Source organism: Bacillus thuringiensis, from assembly GCF_001595725.1.
Classification (GTDB): domain Bacteria; phylum Bacillota; class Bacilli; order Bacillales; family Bacillaceae_G; genus Bacillus_A; species Bacillus_A thuringiensis_K.
Genome location: NZ_CP014284.1, coordinates 255,963 through 273,857, shown reverse-complemented (window position 1 = coordinate 273,857; position 17,895 = coordinate 255,963). Strand labels below are relative to the sequence as shown.

The window sequence follows — 17,895 nt, the reverse complement described above, 5'->3', positions numbered from 1 at the left end:
TTTTTATAACCTTAATGTTATATACTTATACAAGTGATTTAGCTCTTTTTACGAGTTTAAATTAAGTTATATAAGGAGCGGTTGTTTACGCGTATGATCATGTTAATGGTGGTAATGGCTTTATCAGTTACAGCACTTGCAGCTGTATTTAATTTATCTGGATCAACACGTACTTGCCTCAACTAATTTCCTCCCTTCACTTATATGTATAAAACTTCCAATATAAGTATAGCAAATTGATAGAGTTGGTCCAGACATGATTCGTAAATGTGTACTTTTTAATATGTAGCGGGCCCCATATTATTAAAATTAAGATGGTTCAAGTCGAGGTAAGGCACCTTAGGGTGTCTTTTTTTCTACCTATAACTGTTTAATTGTTATATAATAATATTATTGCGTTTTAGGAGGAACAAAGATGAACAAAAAACTAATCATTGGAATTATCACTGTACTAGTAGCTATCATTGCTTCCGTAGCTATTTTTAAAGATTCCAAATCAGAAGATATGAAACCTAAGTATTCACAAAAAGATATGGATAAACTTATCGATCAACACTTTAATGAACAGCAAGAGTTAAAAACACAAATCAAAGAGTTGAAATCTAAAGTAGACTCCTATGAAAAAGAACAAACTAAGTCAATTCAAAAAACTACACAACCGAGTCAAGAAAAAACTGAACCAGCTGTAAATGCTGATAAGGTTACATACGAAAAGGAAATTAAGCCTACTATTGATGAAATGTTAAAGGAATATGATGAAATTTGGAATCAGGATTGGAAAGCTATTTGGGGAGAAGGAAGCAAGGACCCTGAATCTCTTGACAAAAACGCTTTAAAAGAAAAAATGGAGTCAGTTACAAATCGATATGATGGACTTTCCAAAAAAAATACAGAATTTAAAAGTGGCTTAAAGTTAACTGATCCTGTATTAAAAGAAAAGATTGAGAAATTCAGAGTAGAGTTTGGACTAGCAACTAACTATAGAAGTAATGCTGGAAAAGCTGTAACTCAAGGAGTAAAAGGAGTAGCTCCGTTGAAAGGAAGAATGGAAGAAGCTCAAAAATCAATCAAGCTTTCCGATCAAAAACTAAGTAACGCTCTAGTTAGCTTAAATGAAATTGAATCAAAATTGGGTGTTAGCCGCAATTAAAAATCATAACAAAATATAACATGGTAAAATAATATTTGGATTGGTGTCCGATACATATTATTAAAATTAAGATGGTTCAAGTCGGAGGAAGGCACCTTTGGGTGTCTTTTCTTTATGGGGCACGGTAACGATTAGATCTTCTGGTTATAAAATAAAACAGGCCCCCTAAAGGAGCCACCTTATCACAGACATATTATTCTACTTTTTTTCTTCTTTGTAATTCCATGCTATTTCTACTACTTCTTCGGGAGTCAATTCTTCATCATTCCAAAAAATTAAATCACTTGGAGCAGGGTGAGGTACACCAGAGTTATTAAATTGATGAACATAGTTACTGTGTTCATCTTCAGGTAAATCAAGATCATAAATTTTTTTTACAAGCTCAAGCAGTTCTGTTTTCGTCATTTTACATGTCATGTTTTTCATCCTTCCGTTCAATTTATAGCCCTTTGTTCCCGAAATGGTATGCGGGATCTAAAACGTTTTGATGCATTTTAGGAGATACAATTATTAGATTATCAAGATTATAGACATCTCCACCTTTATCAATAGGCTGTTTATGATGTAGTATATATTTATTATGGTTCCCATAATGTTCTGCTCGTGGTGAGTAAGGTGCCTTACCTTGTTTCATAAGTTTTATATTCATAGGACTAAATTCTTTAGCATAGCTCGAATCAGAAAGTGTTTTCCAAAATTCTTCTCTAAAATCGTCAAAAGATTTGAATTCTCTTCCTACTAATTTTTCTCGAACTTCTTGCGGAATAATACCAATAGCACCATCATTATACATTAACTTCTTTTGGGTACCTAAACTTCGTTCGAGGTTAAAACTTGAGGTCACTGTACCTGGGGTCTTTCTTTTTACCGCACTTGAAGTTTTTGCAAACATATATGTATCTGATGGTCTAATAGTATCAACTTTATAATCTATCTTACCATAAGCGAAAGCTGGTTCTAAACGATTTTCTAACTGAAACTTGGACATAGATGATAAATTTTTTCTCCATCTCGCACTATTACCTACAGCACCCGCACCTCTTGTGACAAGTCCAAAGAAAGCTAAATTATTCGCTCCGTATGCTACTGATTCCGTGATACTTTCTGCATCTCCATATTTTATGTTCTCCACATACCAATCTGATAAAACATTTCGTATAGCATACATCTCTTGGACTTCCTCGTCCAACTCATGTTTTAATGTTCCAATAGGATTATTCCACATATCTTTCATAAATTCGTATTTATCTCTAAATTCCTCTTTCATATCATCAATAGAACTCTCTACAAAGTCCGTAAGTCCATATTTTGCATCTTCCAATGCGTCCATTGGATCATCCACCAAGTTTCCGAAAAAGTCGGATGTTTTGTTCCACCCTTTTTTTAATGGATCAAAAATAGTGTCTCCTGCAGCCTTCCCGCTTCCTCGCTGAAAGGCGTCCCATAGCTTGCCCATCTGATTAAAATCCCCAAACGCTTTCTCATCCGCTTCACGGAATGTTTTCGCAGCCTTCTTTAGTTCGAGTTCAGTATGATGTAAATGCTTAACTAAATCATCCATACTCCTCTTTTTTGAGAAAAATTCATCGAAAAACCGTTGATATGCCATCCCTTCCCAAGACATCTGTAATTCGAACGTGACTTGTAAAAGCTCTCGAATTACACTTTCCATAGACTCTCTATTTCGTGACATGGAATTCGCAGCTGCTTCTAATTTATCTGGGTCAACACGTACTTGTCCCAATTAATTTCCTCCCTTCACCTATATGTATAAAACTTCTAGTACAAGTATAGAAAATTCATAGGGGGGTACAGACATGATTCGTAAATGTGTACTTTTTACATGATGTATAAATTTCTAATGAATTCTATACTATAAACATCGCTATATCAGTTCTGAATTTTCTTTCTATTAACAGTATACTAAAATAAGGGAGACTTATCTCGTTATTTTAGTATACTGTTAATAGAATTAGGCTTTTGTAATTTACTCCACATATAATTTGAATGAAATCATGATGGCTTGTTTATTGACCAAGAAATAAATATATGGTATGTTTACTGTAGATTAGATATATATTGAATGCATATTTAATGTATATAAAGTATAGCACTTAACTTAATTGCATAAACTAAAAAGACAGGATGCTGGAAACATCCCGTCCGATATGTAACTGCCGCTGTAAGGTGGTTGGTTGCAAGTTTTTAGTTATTTTCTTTTTGAACCACCTTTTGTCTTGCCGGACGCGGTGGTTCTTTTACGTTTATTATTACTTTTAACTAACTTATTTGCATAAGCAGTTGCATAAGTTGTTACGAATACTGTAATGAATAGCTTCGTAGCATCTTGTAATAATTGAAGTAAAAAATCCATATCGGTTACACCTCCTTTCCCTCTTTAATTAAGAGAAAGAAAGGGTGCAACCTCCCACCGCACGTCTTCAGTTACTATCTACATTATACCATAACCCCTACTGTATTAGGATATTATTAAATTAACCCTTTTAATTTTGATAATAGCTTTAAATTTGAAAAAGAAGTTTCTTAGTATGTAGACTAATATCTAATATTAGTTAGTTTACTATAATATAAATATGTATACTTGAAGTTTTCTTTTTCGTAATGTATTTTCTATGTTTTATATCAAATTACTTTCCTCTATTGAACGCCTCTCATACTATTAAGTAAACAATACCTTATTTTCCAAAAATATCAATATTATAGATTGTGAAACTTTTTCTCTTATAATCAGTTCCTTTTTTTGTAATAACAGCAATTTTGACTGAACAAACAAAAAATGACCTCTCAAATTCGCTTGTAAACGTCATTTGTGTTTCAGGTAATACAATTAGACCTGATAGTTTATAAGTTTCTTAAAAACAAAAACAGACCCCTTATAACGTTTTTTTGTTTTTTCGGGGTCTATTTTCTCTGAAATTTCTATTCTTCTATGTCTTCTTTTACTTCTGCGGTTAAAATGTCTTCAGCAAACTTCTTGTAGCCATTATACCCTTTCATTTCAGCCTTTTTCTTTATTGCTTCCAATACCTTTTCATCAAGGTATAGACTTAAATGCTGCTTTTTTTCTTTCGACTCCTCTTTTGATCTATTTTCAATTCTTTCTTTGAAAATTTCCAAATCGGATTTTAAGTATAATCGTTCAGTAGATTTCCCTTTAGCAATCTCTTTAAAGGGCAATATCCCATCTTTAGCCGCATTATGAACGTAAGTCTTAGATTTATTTAGAAATTCAGCTGCCTCTTTTAATGTTAAAGAGTCTTTGTATAATTCCTCTAGCTTTTTTACGTCTTCTTGCTCAAAACGATATCCGCCATCTGCTTTCCAGGTAGCCAGATTGATAGGTTCGATCTGTTTATACTTAATTAAATAGCCTAATTGATTTTTGGTTAAACCTACCCTATCGCATACCTCTTCTAAAGATAAATAGTCCATTTCTCACCTCATCCGAAACTCTCACTCTAGCTGTTGTTTGAATTTTCTTAGTTGATACTTTGTTAAACCTGTTTCTTTTACTACATCTGTGATTGAGTACTCCTTATACTGAAGATACTTAAATGGATTTTCCATATAACGTTCTCGTACTTTATTAAATGTACTCTTTTTCGACAAAGAATTCAATTGCTCTCCTTTTTCTCGTATGGAATCGAAAATGGGACAACCTTTACAATGTTTGTAGTTTCTCTGTTTTGCCTGTTCTTGCTCATCTGTACAATTCACTGATAGGTTGTTCAGAGGGCAAATTGAACAATGGGTACTTTCTAAATTGTGGATTTCATGTAAAATTTTCAGACGAAGATGAGTCAAAAAAATCTCCTCCTACCGCATTTGGATTGAAATGTACAAAAAAATTAATTAAACATTTCCATTATACATCATCTAAATAGAAACGTTAAATTTTAAGGTGAATATAAATATTTAATCATTTCATTTTATACCACAATAAATTATCAATTTATTGTGGTATAATTAGAATCATAAAAATTGATATAAAAATATATGTTTAATATTTCATTCTATAAAAAAGGTTGTGTTTAAATTTGAATATTATAAATTATGAACATAATAACCAAATTGTAAAATCAAAATCAGATTTTTTTGATAGCAGTCATTTTGAAAAAATTATGGGTTTGGGTATCCGTAATATTGACTACTCCCAATTAAGTGAAGAATCATTAGTTTATTTATTTTTACACGATGAGCCTTCTTTAACGAAAAAAAGAAGTGAGCGAACAAAACAACAGTATCTTCACGATCTTTCTCATTTTCTTCGCTACATAAAAGAAAAAATCGGAACCATCCGGGAGTTATCCCATAATGATATGGAAATCTACTTCTATGAATTAAGTAAGAAATATGCTGCGACCACATTACGTAAAAAGAAAACAGTAGTTCAGCAGTTTTTAAAATATGTGCATGATAACAACGGACTCTCAGACAACTTTAGTAGTCGTCTTAAAAAAGTATCTGTTAAAAAAGAAGAGCTAGTCAATCGTGACCTTTATCCAGAAGAAGTTACCCAGATATTAGATGAACTGAAAAAATCCAACTATTTTGTTTACACTGCATTTTTTCTGTTAACTACAACAGGACTACGAATCGAAGAAATCGCAACTGCAAAATGGGCAGATTTGGTCTTTCATTCATCTTTAAGTGCCTATCTACTTCGTGTTGTTGGTAAAGGGAATAAAAGTAGGGAAGTTCGTATCTTTGAAGATACATTGGATGCTTTATGCCATGTTCGAAGTTTACGCAAACAAACAACAGAACTAGATGCATCGAGTACCTCCGCTTTTCTCCCTAAAGCTGATGGATCAAATTATCGAGCGGACTATCTCTCTTCTCTTGTGGCCGAAAAAATAGAAGAAATAAATTTAGATTTTCTGCGTTACCGACAAGATAGAATCACTCCTCACACTTGTAGGCATTTCATGGCTAATTACTTAATGGAAAAGGGTGTTGAACTAAAAAAAATAAGGGACTATTTAGGGCATGAATCTATCATGACTACAGAACGTTATTTAAGAGAGCGTACAAGACGTCAAAACTTGGCCACAATAGATATAGGAAATTCATTATTTTAGTAAGTATATATAATAGGAAGAAACTCGATTGATGTATCGTTTTCTTCCTATTTTTCTGCTCATAGAACTTTAAATATTTCTCTTTCATCATAACATTTAAACTAATTATTACAAGTTATTTTTAATTGTGACTTATTATTAGTCATAAGGATACAATTTTCCTTTTCTGTTTTACACTAACGTTATAAATCAGAAAGGAATAGGTAAAGATATGTCCCATTTAAGCAAACGACTTGCTGAATTGCGAAAAAAACGAGGATATACACAAGCCGATATATCACATCGCCTAAACATCGCCCGTACTACTTATGCAAATTGGGAATATGGAAAAGCTGATCCTGATGCAGATTCGATAATGCGGATTGCAGAGCTACACAATATCTCCATAGATGAATTGTTCGGAAGAAATAATCCTCTAGAAAGTAAATTAGAATCCATTAAAGTAGCATTAGCAGATATGCCTGCTGAAAAGCAACAAGAAGCGCTAGATGTTCTTATTGATTATACATATTTCATTAAGAAGCACTTTCTATCATAAGGTAAAAAGAATAAGTTTGAAATTCATGAAAAGGTATGTGTTTGGATAATCCATCCATACCTTTTTGATATTTGTGAATAATAAACTCTACATTACGATCTAAATACATCAGTAGCAGCTAATGTCTTATTTAATGCATCAAACTTATTATGTTAACAAGCCTATATAGTATAATTACATCTTTATAATGCCAAAGATCTATTTCTTCTTTTGTCTGCGTAGCTCATATTAACAATTAATTTCGTATTGCTTGGAAAAATAAACAGCCATGCATTAATCTCAATAACAAGAACGTTCGTTCTTGTTATATTCCTACTTAACTTAAATAATCAAGTCGTTTCACGAAAGTACGTTCCTTTTCTAGAAAGGAATTATGTATTATTCTTGAATTTACATTTATATATATAGAATAAAGTATGTTTTGTGCTAAAATGAATGTGATATGAAATATTACTAATATATTTGCCATTGTAAAAGTAGTGTTTTTAGAATCATGTTGGTTTAAGTCAAAGAAAAAGACATCTATATAGATGTCTTTTTCTTTGTAATGTACTAAGAAGAATGTTCTTATTTAACTAATTGCTGCTGGATTTCCTTAATTAAAAGTTCAGCCCCTTCTGGACTAAGAACAATTTTACCATGTGCTAATGATATATTTTTTTCTGAAATATCACCAGTTATTGCACAAGCATCATAAGATTTATATTTTTGTAAAATAATCTTCTCATCTTCTACAAATATTTCTATAGGATCTTTTTCTGCAATTCCTAACGTTGTTCTTAACTCTTTCGGAAGAACAATTCGCCCTAATTCATCTACTTTTCTTGTAACACCTGTTGATTTCATGTTTATACCACCTTTTATTTTTAATATTTCTAGCTACTTTCTGCATTTCATACCACAATTATATATCTAAATTCCTTTATCGTCTTTTACCTCGTTTCCCTTTTTTAAGGATAATATGTCACTGATTAGGAATAATAGAGAAACCAATGGAACTGTTCCTTTGATATTGCTAGTGTTTGCACTCATTTTTTAGTTATAATCCATAAAAATAAATAACCTTATATAAAGATTGTATAATCATAATAAAAGTCGCACAATAATAAACTCCATGAGGTTTATTGTTGTTCAATTAAATTGCTAGAAATTCCATAGCAATGCTATTATATCTATGAATAAGTAAAAGGATATTCAATATGACTAGGTGTATCTACTTCCATTTAAATTGAAATTTCAACTATATACAGTAACACTTTTAATATAAGTAAGGGAGCGATTACTGTTGAAAATGACAAAAGGAGATGCAATACTCCGTTTGCTGACAGAAATTAAATTAGAGCTGAAGGAAACAAAAGAAGCGATTGAAAAATTAGATGAGAGATTAGATAAAATAGAAAAGCAAACACTTTCTACAAATTCATCTAAACCTGCTCTAAATAATCGAAAAGAAAAAGATTGGAAATATCCTTCTAAGATGAAATGAATTAGAGGGATATTTTTCATTTTAGAATATGTCCCCTAGCTCTTGCTAGGGCTTTTTCTATGCACAATATTAATTGCATCATAAGTATACACACGTTATAATAGTCACCTAACTACATATGAAGAGGTGCAAAAAATGAATAAGACAGAATTAACAAAAGTAATAGCAGAAAAAGCAGAACTTACACAAAAGGATGCAGCTGCAGCAACACAAGCTGTTTTAGATACAATAACAAATGCGCTAGCAAATGGAGAAAAAGTACAGATTCTTGGTTTTGGTACATTTGAAGTACGTGAAAGATCTGCACGTACAGGACGTAACCCACAAACAGGTGAAGAAATGCAAATCTCCGCTTCAAAGGCACCTGCTTTTAAAGCTGGAAAAGAATTAAAAGAAGCAGTGAAATAATTATATATAGTCAAAAGGGTTTGATATTTATCTCAAACCCTTTTTTAATAGCCTTTTTTTCATAAAACAAAAAATATCATCCAAAGTTTATATAAATAATATAGATTCCCCAAAGAATGTAACTAACTTGTGTTATGATATACATTGTAAATTCGAAACCAGTGAGCTTTCTTTCTCTTTTTATTTTTCGTAAATACAGATAAAAACAAAAAGTAGATAAAAGCATTAAGAATACAGAAACATTATATATATTCTCTATACTAGTAATAACCGATCAACTCCTCACCTGAAAATTAGTTAGTATAGAATAAGCATATCATATGAAAGTTTAACTTACTTCAAATCTACTTTTTTCAAAAGAATATACTTAATATTTTCATATTTAACAGAAATACTTGTTTAAAAAGATAAAAGAATCTCTTTTGCATCAATATATTCACAAAAGAGATTCTAATTTTAGTTCATTTACTTATAAGATATCAGGCTTATAATTCATGAGGGTTAGGTGCAATATAAGCTGGAGCTGGCCCGCAAGTTACTGCAAAAGCAAATAACAACGCAGGCTTATATGGTAGCCCAAGCAACGAAAGCATTCCCAATGCTCCCCAGTAATCCTCTTTCTTAAGATACGATTTTATTTGATTAAAATATGATTTACTAATGCCTAATGCATCCTGCCAACATCTTTCCCAAACGTTACTAGAGTACATATTAGATGGAATTTCTTCATCATTCATTACATAAACACCAGCTATAATAGCTGCTTTTTCTTCATTGTTATATGAAGATTTCGCTAATTCTTCTTTATTAAGAACATACTTACCTGTTTCTTCATCTTTTACCATTAATACCGAAAATATATATTCTAATTCTTTAACTTGAGCTTCTAATTCCTCGTGTGTTGCGTTGTATTTTTTCCCATCCTCTATAGTTGCAGCTGAAGCGAGAGTTGGGACAAAAACTAGAGTAAGAGTCATTAACATAAACATCATTTTCTTTAACATAGTGAATTAACCCCCCAAATTTAATTTTTTCTTCTCCTCCCAAAACTATAAACTTACTATTTGAATTTCCGATTTTCACTTAAAGCATTTACATGTATCGCCCTCCATTTCCAATATTTATAATAATAGTAATATAACCAACTATAAATGTATATATTTTACAATCGATTCACCTATTACGATTATTTGAATTTCGATATATAACTATAAAAAAAGTTATTATGTCTACATAATGGCTTTTTTTCACCAATCTACTAGCATAGTTCTAAATATAGAAAAATATCCTAATAATATTTGAGGAAATCATATTCATATAATTTTATTTTTGTATATTAAAATTATATATAAATGCTATACTAAGATGAATCAAGAAGCATCCAAGATTCTTTGATTAACCACTACATTTTCCTTAAAGGGGTGCCGCCACATCGCTATCAAGCTAAGCTCATATAACGTCAATCATAGTAGAGATTGCTTCTTTTTTCTAAAGGCTACATGTAGGAAATTTAAAGATTTGCATACGAAATAAACCCTATTGGGTTTCATTTTTTTTGAATTAAGCCGCCTGATTATCAGACATGGTACAATTATAAACGACACCTAATATATCAAAGACTGTTTTCTTCTCATATCGATGAGATTTTCGCCCATTTCGCTGTAGGAGGTTGAACAGGCGAATGAGAATCTTTGATAGCTCTTGGGTGTCTTTCTGCATAGCTTGGAAAAATAGAAGAAAGTAATCTTTAATCATATATATGGCCTTATATTCACTCAGTTCTCGTTTCTTTTTTATAAGAAGTAATTGTCGCATTTGAAACATAGTAGAAGAACAGAGTAGAAGAACAGAGTAGAATGGCAATCAATTGCCCATACAAATGACATTCCAATCGTTCCCGTTTTATCTTCTTACAATGATGAATATGAAAGATGATTTCCATGTTTTAAATAAAATCTGTCGGGTAAAAGACTGGCGCGGTATCAATTGTGACCCGTTTCCAGCCTCTCCCCATAAGAACTGCTCGTGAGGTTTTCCCTCAAGCAGCTCACCCCATAAACTTCATCAAAAGGGTTATGAGACCTATCAAATGGCAGACACTTTCATCGAAAACTCTCTGCACTTTTCAGGGGAAGGACTTTCCAGTCCCAGTAGAGCCCCAGTACACCATAGAGATATTCGTTACTCCATCTCTGCCATCCGATGCTACGCTTTCGTCTTCGTTTCCTTCTCGTTAACAATGTGCGAATTTTCATCTCCGTATAATCACGTACTTCACTGAAAGCTTGACTAGAGTTCCCAATCCGGAAGTAGTTCACCCATCCAGTTAGTACAGCATTGATTTGTTTTATTAAGTCTTGTGCTGGCTTCGCTCCTGCGTTTTGAATGAGTTCGCGAATTTTTGCTTTCACTGTCGTGCGAGCTTTCTTCTTCGGGATCATGAAAACGAAGAATCCATTCTTATTTCGGTTCGGTATTCGTCTCAGGTCAAATCCTAAAAATCCGAAGGATTCTCCTTTTAGGACATTGACCATCTGAGTCTTCTCCAGATTCAGTTCAACTCCCAAAGGCTTTAACTGTTCCCACAGTCGTCGTAATACCAGTTCAGCCCATCCACTTTTACTAGAGTGTCCGCTTACAGCGATAACTATATCGTCGGCAAAACGGTGATAGTTTACAGCTTCGTAATTGCCCTTAGCTGTTTTGCGTCGAATGGCATCAAATGTCCAATCCACTTCATTGAGGTAAATGTTCGCGGCTAGTGGAGAAAATGGCCCCCCTTGCGGGACACCGATCTTTCCTGCTGCCTTAATTACCTGTTTTACAAGATGCATAACCTGTGGGTCTTGGACACGTTTCGCGATTTTCTCCAATAATATGTTGTGTCGGATTGTATCAAAGTAGCGTGACAAATCAACATCAATTATTATGGTCATACGGCGTAATATACTGCGTCGTACTTCTGCCAATGCCTGATGTGGAGAGCGTTTCGGTCGAAACCCATACGAGTTTGGACAGAAATCAGCTTCAAAAATTGCTTCTAATATGAGTTTTAGCGCTCCTTGTACTACACGATCTCGTATACACGGAATTTGGAGAGTTCGCATTTTGCCGTTTGCCTTTGGGATGTCTACTTTTCGATTGGCTTGTGGTCGGTATATTCCAGCTTGCAATTCCTCTTGAATACCCGTTAAGAATGGGATAACTCCTTCTAGTTCTATATCAGCAAAACTTTTTCCATCAATGCCTGGAGCACCGTTGTTTTTCCTCGCTTGTTGATATGCTTCGTGAAGGGTTGTCATTTTGGTAATGTGGGTAAATAGCCCCCAAAACCGGTGCGTAGGTTCAGACTTCGCCTTTCGATAGATTCGTTGCCTTAGTTCCTGCAAAGTGATGGGTGTTTTTGTCATGGCACCCTTTCCTCCTTTAGTCATACGAAATGTTTACAGGTTCGGACCCTTTCCTCCCCGCGCGTTTTGCTGCACGCAGATCTCTGGTACTACGATCCGTTCCGCCACCCTGACACCTACCGTTCTCACTTCCCGATCGCGGTTATAGAGACGGTCTCCTCGATGAGGTTTCTTCATCGGGTGTCGAGGGCTTCTCCAGTTTCCACATTATCTTTCTCTCCATGTCGCCGCTGATATCCCGCCGGTGAGAACTGCCGTTCCAGACTCGTTTCGGTCAGTTCTTGTTGCTTTCGCACGTTATCGACCGTCTCAGCCACCGGAATTGCGTGTAACGAGGCTACATCTACGTTCACTGTACGTTACAACCTGGAGATTTGCCCACATGCCTTTTGCATGTGATGTCAGAGGGCTTCGCCATGTCGCTTTCACTTCATGGCGCCTCTCAGGCTACGGGAGTGGAGTCTATTCTCCCGATTGGACTTTCACCAACTAGATAATGTGTCCTTATCTGGACACGCCGATTTGCCAACGTAAAGAATATCAATCATGTACTTGTCCCATCGGGACAATATTTGTAGGGGTATTTGTCATATATACATTGATACCGCTAAGTCGTTTACTACGAGCAGAATACTTCGTTCCCTTCTTTTTTTCTCTTACAGCCTGATCTTGTAATCGTTTTTGTTGCTGTTCTTCTGTAAGTCGATGAACAATTACACGGGCTGGCACTTTATCAATCATTCCTACATAAGCATCAGATATTTCGTATGTTTGCCCTGGTTGAAGAGAAATCATTAATGCCTCCATATCTATCTGTTTATATTCTGGTTTCTTCTTTAGTTTTCCATTTTGATAATAATCAGGATTAGGATTTTTTTGATAAATACGTGTATTTGATTTAATACGAGAGATATAGTAAGCCTTTTTATCTTGTATATGTTGCAGATCTTGCAGATGAAAATACCCTAAATCCCGAATACACAAATCATTTTCTTTCACGGTTGGAACACACAGAGAATCATAAGTTCGATCATGTTGTTTTCCTGGACCTGTATGAATATGTAAAAACTGTCCACTTAATAGATCATACTCCAATTGAATTTTTAATCCTGCTGTATGACTGCATCCTCCAGCACCTGGATAAACGCTTGAAAAGGAATTAGGTAGTTGAAATGCAGTTGAATCTAGAATACGAATACGTTTAAAAGCAGAAGTACAGGGAGAAGAAAACGATACAGATGAAGCTAATTTTTGGTTTAGTAGTTTGGCTAATATCTGTTGTAAAAAGTGAACGGCTTCCTGATTAAATCGTTGATTCAGTCCCTCAGGGCTGATAAGCACTTCAGTTGATGATTCTAATCAGCTAGATAGCTGAGTTAAAGAAGTCGTAGCAACCTTTTGGCTCATCCACACACATAAAGCGATTAAATCCTTTGCTTGGTACTTACTCAGTCGCTGAACAAAACCAACATTTCTAGCAAGATCCTGTAAGGCATTTGGAGATAAAAATCTTTAAATCTCTTGAGCAAATAATTGTAATTCAACAGATATAGAAATAGACATACACAAACGCCATCCTTTCCTATGATTCTACAAAAAGAATAGCGTATTTTTTTATTTTAGAGGGTATTTTGTTTTGTTAGCTTGATAGCGATGGGGTGCCGCCACATCACTATCAAGCTATAATTATAGATTATCCTCAAAATGAAATATTTATCTTTCTATAGTGATCTATGAGCCTTTCACTCATTTTTTCGTTTTGGGGAACAATGAATTTCTTAGCTTGATGGGCATGTGGCGAGACTTCTAAAACACCTATAAAATTTCACATCTAAAAAATGAAAATATGCATATTTTAAAATTAAATAACAATTTTGTAAATATATAGGTTATAATAGATGTGTAGACACTCTCCGAGTCTCCTAAGTATCTATTTTTCGATACGAAGTCTCTTTATAGACTTCGTTTTTTTATAAATAATAAATTTATCTAAAATCCCCTAACACCCTCAGAATCAAAAACAAAAGTATACATTCAAAACACTGTAAATAAAGAAATCAGAATATCTTTAAACAAAAAAGAGATTCAAACAAATTTTTTATATAAATACGATTATGATAGCTGTATACACAAAATTAAGGAAACTACTTATTAACGTGAAAATATTTGCATAAAATGAACATGTTTTCATACTAGAGAATGAGCACTATTCCCCAATAGTATGAATATGTTAAATTAATGCATTATTTTCTATTTAAGAGAGGATAGCTACACTATAAATTTTCATAAAATGTTCAAAATATATAATGGAGTTGATACATTGAATCTATTAAAAAAGGATATTCACAAAATTGAAGAAATATGCTTGGGATTTGGTGTAAGTTTGGAGCTGATAGAAGCTGTTATAAGTAAATTGGGGTTTCAACAATGGCCTAAAAATAGTGAAGATAACCTGAGAATGCTTTATCAGTCATGGTGCAAAAATGTTCCGCAAGATAATATACATAAAAGGATTTATTTTGGAAATCAAATGTCAGGTCCATTACCAATTGGAAATCCTTCAGAATTCTTTTCGAATTTTTTAGAACATTCAACGGGAGGGACATGTTGGGGACATTCAATCGGTTTATACAGTCTGATAAAAATTTTAGGATATGATGTGCGCGCTGCGGCAGGATCGATGGTAGGGCTTACTCCACCAGAAAATGGTCCAAGTCATGGCACGGTCATTGTTACAATTGAAGATCAACAATATTTGGTAGATGGTATTTTAATGATTGAAGATATTGTTCCTTTATCCCAAGGACGTCCTTCAATCGGAGGACCTCTACCTTTTACAATCAAGATATATCCGAATTTTAATGATTTGTGGGATATTGTATTTCGAACGGGTCACAGTGAGAAAGAACTTACCTGTAGGTTAGAGATTGATAATGTCGAATTTTCATATTTACAGGAGCGTTGGGAAAATACTCGAAACTATAGCCCATTTAATAGTAGTTTATTTATTCGTAAAAACATTGGGAAAAAGGCTGTTACACTTAGTCGAAATAAACTTTTTCATTTAAATGAAGCTGGTAATATTACAGTTGAGGAAATAGTAACGAATCTAGAAAAGAAACGAATTTTAATTAACATATTTGATTTGAGTGAGGAAATTGTTAATGTAATACCGTTGGATGACCCTTAAAAAAATTGGACTTGTCAACATTTACTGAACACGAAGGGTTCTGTTGCAAATGTTTAGCTTACTCTTTAAAATTTTGCAACAGAGCCATAAATATTGGTTTGGGACTTCTATTTAAAGGTTAATTTAAGCATAATGAAGGCCAAGCATATATCATATATTGAAATGTAAGACAATCAACGTGTTCTATTTAATCCTCAGTTAACGCTTCTTTTCCCATTAAGAGTATCTCTTGCTATGGATGCTCTCTTTTTATTGAAAAAATTGGACACTTGAATGTGGTTATAAACATGTAATAGCGATTATCTTAGGCCTACTGTGATTGGTTTAGCGTCTTATTTGTTGTTAAGGAAAGATAAGCGATATTAAAGTTACGGTTCATCTATATACCACTTGCATTATTCGAATTCATCTTTGCCGGATTCTAAGTATTGTACAGAAAATAAAAATAAGGTTATGAATCGAAAAAGCAATTAACTAGATTAATTGCTTTATTGAACTCGTTTTGCGATTTCTCTAAACAAACGAACACAACGAACAAAAATAGAGCTAGTTAATAAGTCGCTGTTTTTAGGTGTATAGTTGAAGATAACTACAATTTTTAATTATCCATTTTCTAAACGCATAATTATTTTGTTACTGCTCTGTAAACATTTAAATTCTTTGGCTTAAAGGTTGTATTGTTATCTTGCTTATCTACACCATTCTTGTAAAGGAATTGAATTGCTTCATTTGGTTTATCTTTAAAACCATATTTATCAACTATTAAGGCCAATGTTGCCGACACTTTAGGAACTGCAAGCGAAGTCCCAAATTTAAAAGAGTACGAACCTCCTATAGTAGTACTCATAATATGTTCCTTTTCAAAAAGTTTGTCCTTAATCCAAGTTTCCGGACCGTATTTACTTAATAAACTCAAATCACCACCTGGAGCCGTTATATTTGTAAATCCTTCTCCAAAGTTGGAGAAAACTGAAATTTCATTTGATGGTCCTGTTGAAGATACAGTGACTACGTTTGGTATACTTGCAGGAATATCCAATACATTCCCTTCAAAAATTATCTCTTTAGATTCTAAATTCATTTTGAAAAATTCATTCATTTGATTTTTATCCTTTACATTTAAACCATCATTACCACTGGCCGCAACAGTTACACTCCCAAGGCTTTTAGCATAATTTATAGCTCTTTTATAACCTTCAATTTCCGCAATATCTCCTACATATTTCTTTCCATTCAATAAATATGTTCCATCCAACAAATATGTTCCTAAACTTAAATTTATAACATCAACATCATCTTTTGCTGCTTCTACAATACCCTTCATTATCCAAATTGACTCGCCTCCTAATCCACCAAATACTCTATACGATTTAATACCTATTCCTGGAGCAACTCCTTTTAACAACCCATTTGCAGCAATTTGTCCAGCAACACTGGTACCATGGCCTAATATGTCATTAGTGTCATGCATATTTCCAGTTTCATTCGGTTCTCTGCCTCTTAGTCCACTTCTTGGAACTAAATTTTTAGAGCCAAAAACGATATTATTTTTTAAATCTGGATGTTCCTGATCCAAACCCGAATCGATAATTCCAACGATTACATTTTTGGTTCCAGGAAATATTTTATAACTTTCACCACCATTAGTAATTTTTTTCATATCCCATTGATAATCCCATTTACTATTATTTAACTCACCAATACTTTTATCATAAATTGGTTGTTTATCACTAACCCTTACTGAGTTGTTAAAATTTTTAATAATGGAGCTATGACTGATTTTTTTCATATCCTTCTCTTTTGCTTTCATCTGCAAAACCCCAATTTCCTTAATGGAATATAAAATTTCCCCATTATATTTACTAATTAATTCTTCTGCACTTTTATAGTTCCCATCCTCTTTTAATACAATTGTATAATAGTTTTCTACATCCTGTTCAGCATGGACTAAATCTACGAATTGAATCGTTGATAATAAAATAAAGCAAATAAAAATACATTTTAAAAATTTCATATAACAACCTCCTCAATCATTAATGGATTAATAAACTATTAAAATAATAGAAGGACAGCTAAACTACTAATAAATTTTTATGACTTTAAAGAACTTATAGAAATACCATCATCCTTTCCTTAACTAAAACATAAATAAACAAAGATTAGTCACAAATTTTTAACATATGTAAAATTGCATATTTAAATAATTATATTGGATTATATTGTATAATATAATCAGAACCTTCGGAAATACGAAAAGGTTCTGATTATTTAATAGGAGGGATTTTTATGTTGAAGAAATTAGTAATAGGAGCTGTATCTACTGGTATTATGTTATCTGGTGCTGGAGGTGTACTTGCAGCTGAAAAACCAGCAATGGTCAAAAATGAAGTAACAAACTTTGTTCAACCAAGAGATACTACTGTTTCTTTAGGTCTTAATAGTACTTACTATATGACTGGTTCACGTTTTAGTATCCTATATGGAAGCAACGTAGTTTCTCTTTCTGGAAATAAGGTCACAACTATTGGAGAAGGGACAGCCCAAGTAGCAGCTTACAAATCTAATGGAGATTTAAATGGTGTATATACATTCGTTGTAAAACGTTAATTTT

At 33.2% G+C, this 17,895-nt stretch carries 17 protein-coding genes and 2 pseudogenes; 7 read left to right on the top strand and 12 right to left on the bottom strand.

What is annotated here, in order from left to right:
* Positions 1-56: 56 nt before the first annotated feature.
* The gene (locus AXW78_RS35395) at positions 57-182 is read right to left on the bottom strand and encodes a hypothetical protein (protein WP_257208243.1); all 126 of its coding nucleotides are present in this window, start codon (positions 180-182) and stop codon (positions 57-59) included.
* A 233-nt stretch (positions 183-415) separates the two neighbouring features.
* On the opposite strand from AXW78_RS35395, the gene AXW78_RS30110 reads away from it, so the two are divergent.
* Complete coding sequence (locus AXW78_RS30110) at positions 416-1,150, top strand: hypothetical protein (RefSeq protein ID WP_061885180.1); 735 nt, start codon at positions 416-418, stop codon at positions 1,148-1,150.
* A gap of 198 nt (positions 1,151-1,348) precedes the next feature.
* Here AXW78_RS30110 and AXW78_RS30105 read toward each other — a convergent pair whose 3' ends face one another.
* The 5 genes from AXW78_RS30105 to AXW78_RS30090 all read right to left on the bottom strand — a co-directional run bounded on the left by AXW78_RS30105 (position 1,349) and on the right by AXW78_RS30090 (position 4,975).
* A complete protein-coding gene (locus tag AXW78_RS30105; protein WP_000128276.1) occupies positions 1,349-1,567 on the bottom strand; it encodes a bacteriocin immunity protein in 219 nt (72 codons plus the stop codon).
* Between the two features lie 22 nt (positions 1,568-1,589).
* Complete coding sequence (locus AXW78_RS30100) at positions 1,590-2,894, bottom strand: WXG100 family type VII secretion target (protein ID WP_061885179.1); 1,305 nt, start codon at positions 2,892-2,894, stop codon at positions 1,590-1,592.
* A 465-nt stretch (positions 2,895-3,359) separates the two neighbouring features.
* Positions 3,360-3,524 carry a hypothetical protein gene (locus AXW78_RS34655; RefSeq protein WP_000346798.1) on the bottom strand — a complete coding sequence of 55 codons (165 nt, stop codon included), beginning with the start codon at positions 3,522-3,524 and terminating at the stop codon, positions 3,360-3,362.
* A 566-nt stretch (positions 3,525-4,090) separates the two neighbouring features.
* Complete coding sequence (locus AXW78_RS30095) at positions 4,091-4,603, bottom strand: helix-turn-helix domain-containing protein (RefSeq protein WP_061885178.1); 513 nt, start codon at positions 4,601-4,603, stop codon at positions 4,091-4,093.
* Between the two features lie 21 nt (positions 4,604-4,624).
* On the bottom strand, positions 4,625-4,975 hold the full coding sequence (locus tag AXW78_RS30090; protein WP_000149387.1) for a hypothetical protein: 351 nt from the start codon (positions 4,973-4,975) through the stop codon (positions 4,625-4,627).
* A gap of 233 nt (positions 4,976-5,208) precedes the next feature.
* On the opposite strand from AXW78_RS30090, the gene AXW78_RS30085 reads away from it, so the two are divergent.
* Together AXW78_RS30085 and AXW78_RS30080 are read left to right on the top strand one after the other, a co-directional pair.
* Positions 5,209-6,252, top strand: coding sequence for a tyrosine-type recombinase/integrase (locus tag AXW78_RS30085; RefSeq protein WP_061885177.1), 1,044 nt, complete (start codon positions 5,209-5,211; stop codon positions 6,250-6,252).
* Between the two features lie 211 nt (positions 6,253-6,463).
* Positions 6,464-6,790 (top strand): helix-turn-helix transcriptional regulator, encoded by a 327-nt coding sequence (locus AXW78_RS30080; protein ID WP_061885176.1) that lies wholly within the window; start codon positions 6,464-6,466, stop codon positions 6,788-6,790.
* Positions 6,791-7,357: 567 nt separating this feature from the next.
* Here the strand turns inward: AXW78_RS30080 and AXW78_RS30075 are convergent.
* Positions 7,358-7,636: an AbrB/MazE/SpoVT family DNA-binding domain-containing protein gene (locus AXW78_RS30075; RefSeq protein ID WP_000843058.1), complete on the bottom strand. Its 279-nt coding sequence runs from the start codon at positions 7,634-7,636 to the stop codon at positions 7,358-7,360.
* Positions 7,637-8,081: 445 nt separating this feature from the next.
* Here AXW78_RS30075 and AXW78_RS30070 point away from each other — a divergent pair, with 445 nt between their 5' ends.
* Together AXW78_RS30070 and AXW78_RS30065 are read left to right on the top strand one after the other, a co-directional pair.
* Positions 8,082-8,276: a hypothetical protein gene (locus AXW78_RS30070; protein WP_061885202.1), complete on the top strand. Its 195-nt coding sequence runs from the start codon at positions 8,082-8,084 to the stop codon at positions 8,274-8,276.
* A 135-nt stretch (positions 8,277-8,411) separates the two neighbouring features.
* A complete protein-coding gene (locus AXW78_RS30065) occupies positions 8,412-8,684 on the top strand; it encodes an HU family DNA-binding protein (protein ID WP_061885175.1) in 273 nt (90 codons plus the stop codon).
* Between the two features lie 485 nt (positions 8,685-9,169).
* On the opposite strand, the gene AXW78_RS30060 is transcribed toward AXW78_RS30065, so the two are convergent.
* The 4 genes and pseudogenes from AXW78_RS30060 to AXW78_RS30040 form a co-directional block, all read right to left on the bottom strand.
* Positions 9,170-9,688, bottom strand: coding sequence for a hypothetical protein (locus AXW78_RS30060; RefSeq protein WP_061885174.1), 519 nt, complete (start codon positions 9,686-9,688; stop codon positions 9,170-9,172).
* A 556-nt stretch (positions 9,689-10,244) separates the two neighbouring features.
* Positions 10,245-10,643, bottom strand: a pseudogene (locus AXW78_RS30055) (IS4 family transposase); the annotation flags it as partial.
* Positions 10,644-10,786: 143 nt separating this feature from the next.
* Positions 10,787-12,094, bottom strand: a complete 1,308-nt coding sequence (gene ltrA / locus AXW78_RS30050; RefSeq protein WP_061885172.1) for a group II intron reverse transcriptase/maturase — start codon at positions 12,092-12,094, stop codon at positions 10,787-10,789.
* 543 nt (positions 12,095-12,637) lie between these two features.
* Positions 12,638-13,657, bottom strand: a pseudogene (locus AXW78_RS30040) (IS4 family transposase); the annotation flags it as partial.
* Positions 13,658-14,414: 757 nt separating this feature from the next.
* On the opposite strand from AXW78_RS30040, the gene AXW78_RS30035 reads away from it, so the two are divergent.
* Positions 14,415-15,284, top strand: coding sequence for an arylamine N-acetyltransferase (locus tag AXW78_RS30035; protein ID WP_231122471.1), 870 nt, complete (start codon positions 14,415-14,417; stop codon positions 15,282-15,284).
* Between the two features lie 625 nt (positions 15,285-15,909).
* Here the strand turns inward: AXW78_RS30035 and AXW78_RS30030 are convergent.
* Positions 15,910-17,298, bottom strand: coding sequence for a S8 family peptidase (locus AXW78_RS30030; RefSeq protein ID WP_061885170.1), 1,389 nt, complete (start codon positions 17,296-17,298; stop codon positions 15,910-15,912).
* Positions 17,299-17,570: 272 nt separating this feature from the next.
* Between AXW78_RS30030 and AXW78_RS30025 the strand changes: the two genes are divergently transcribed.
* Positions 17,571-17,891, top strand: a complete 321-nt coding sequence (locus AXW78_RS30025; RefSeq protein WP_061885169.1) for a BLB8/JUQZ-1 family protein — start codon at positions 17,571-17,573, stop codon at positions 17,889-17,891.
* Positions 17,892-17,895 lie beyond the last annotated feature (4 nt).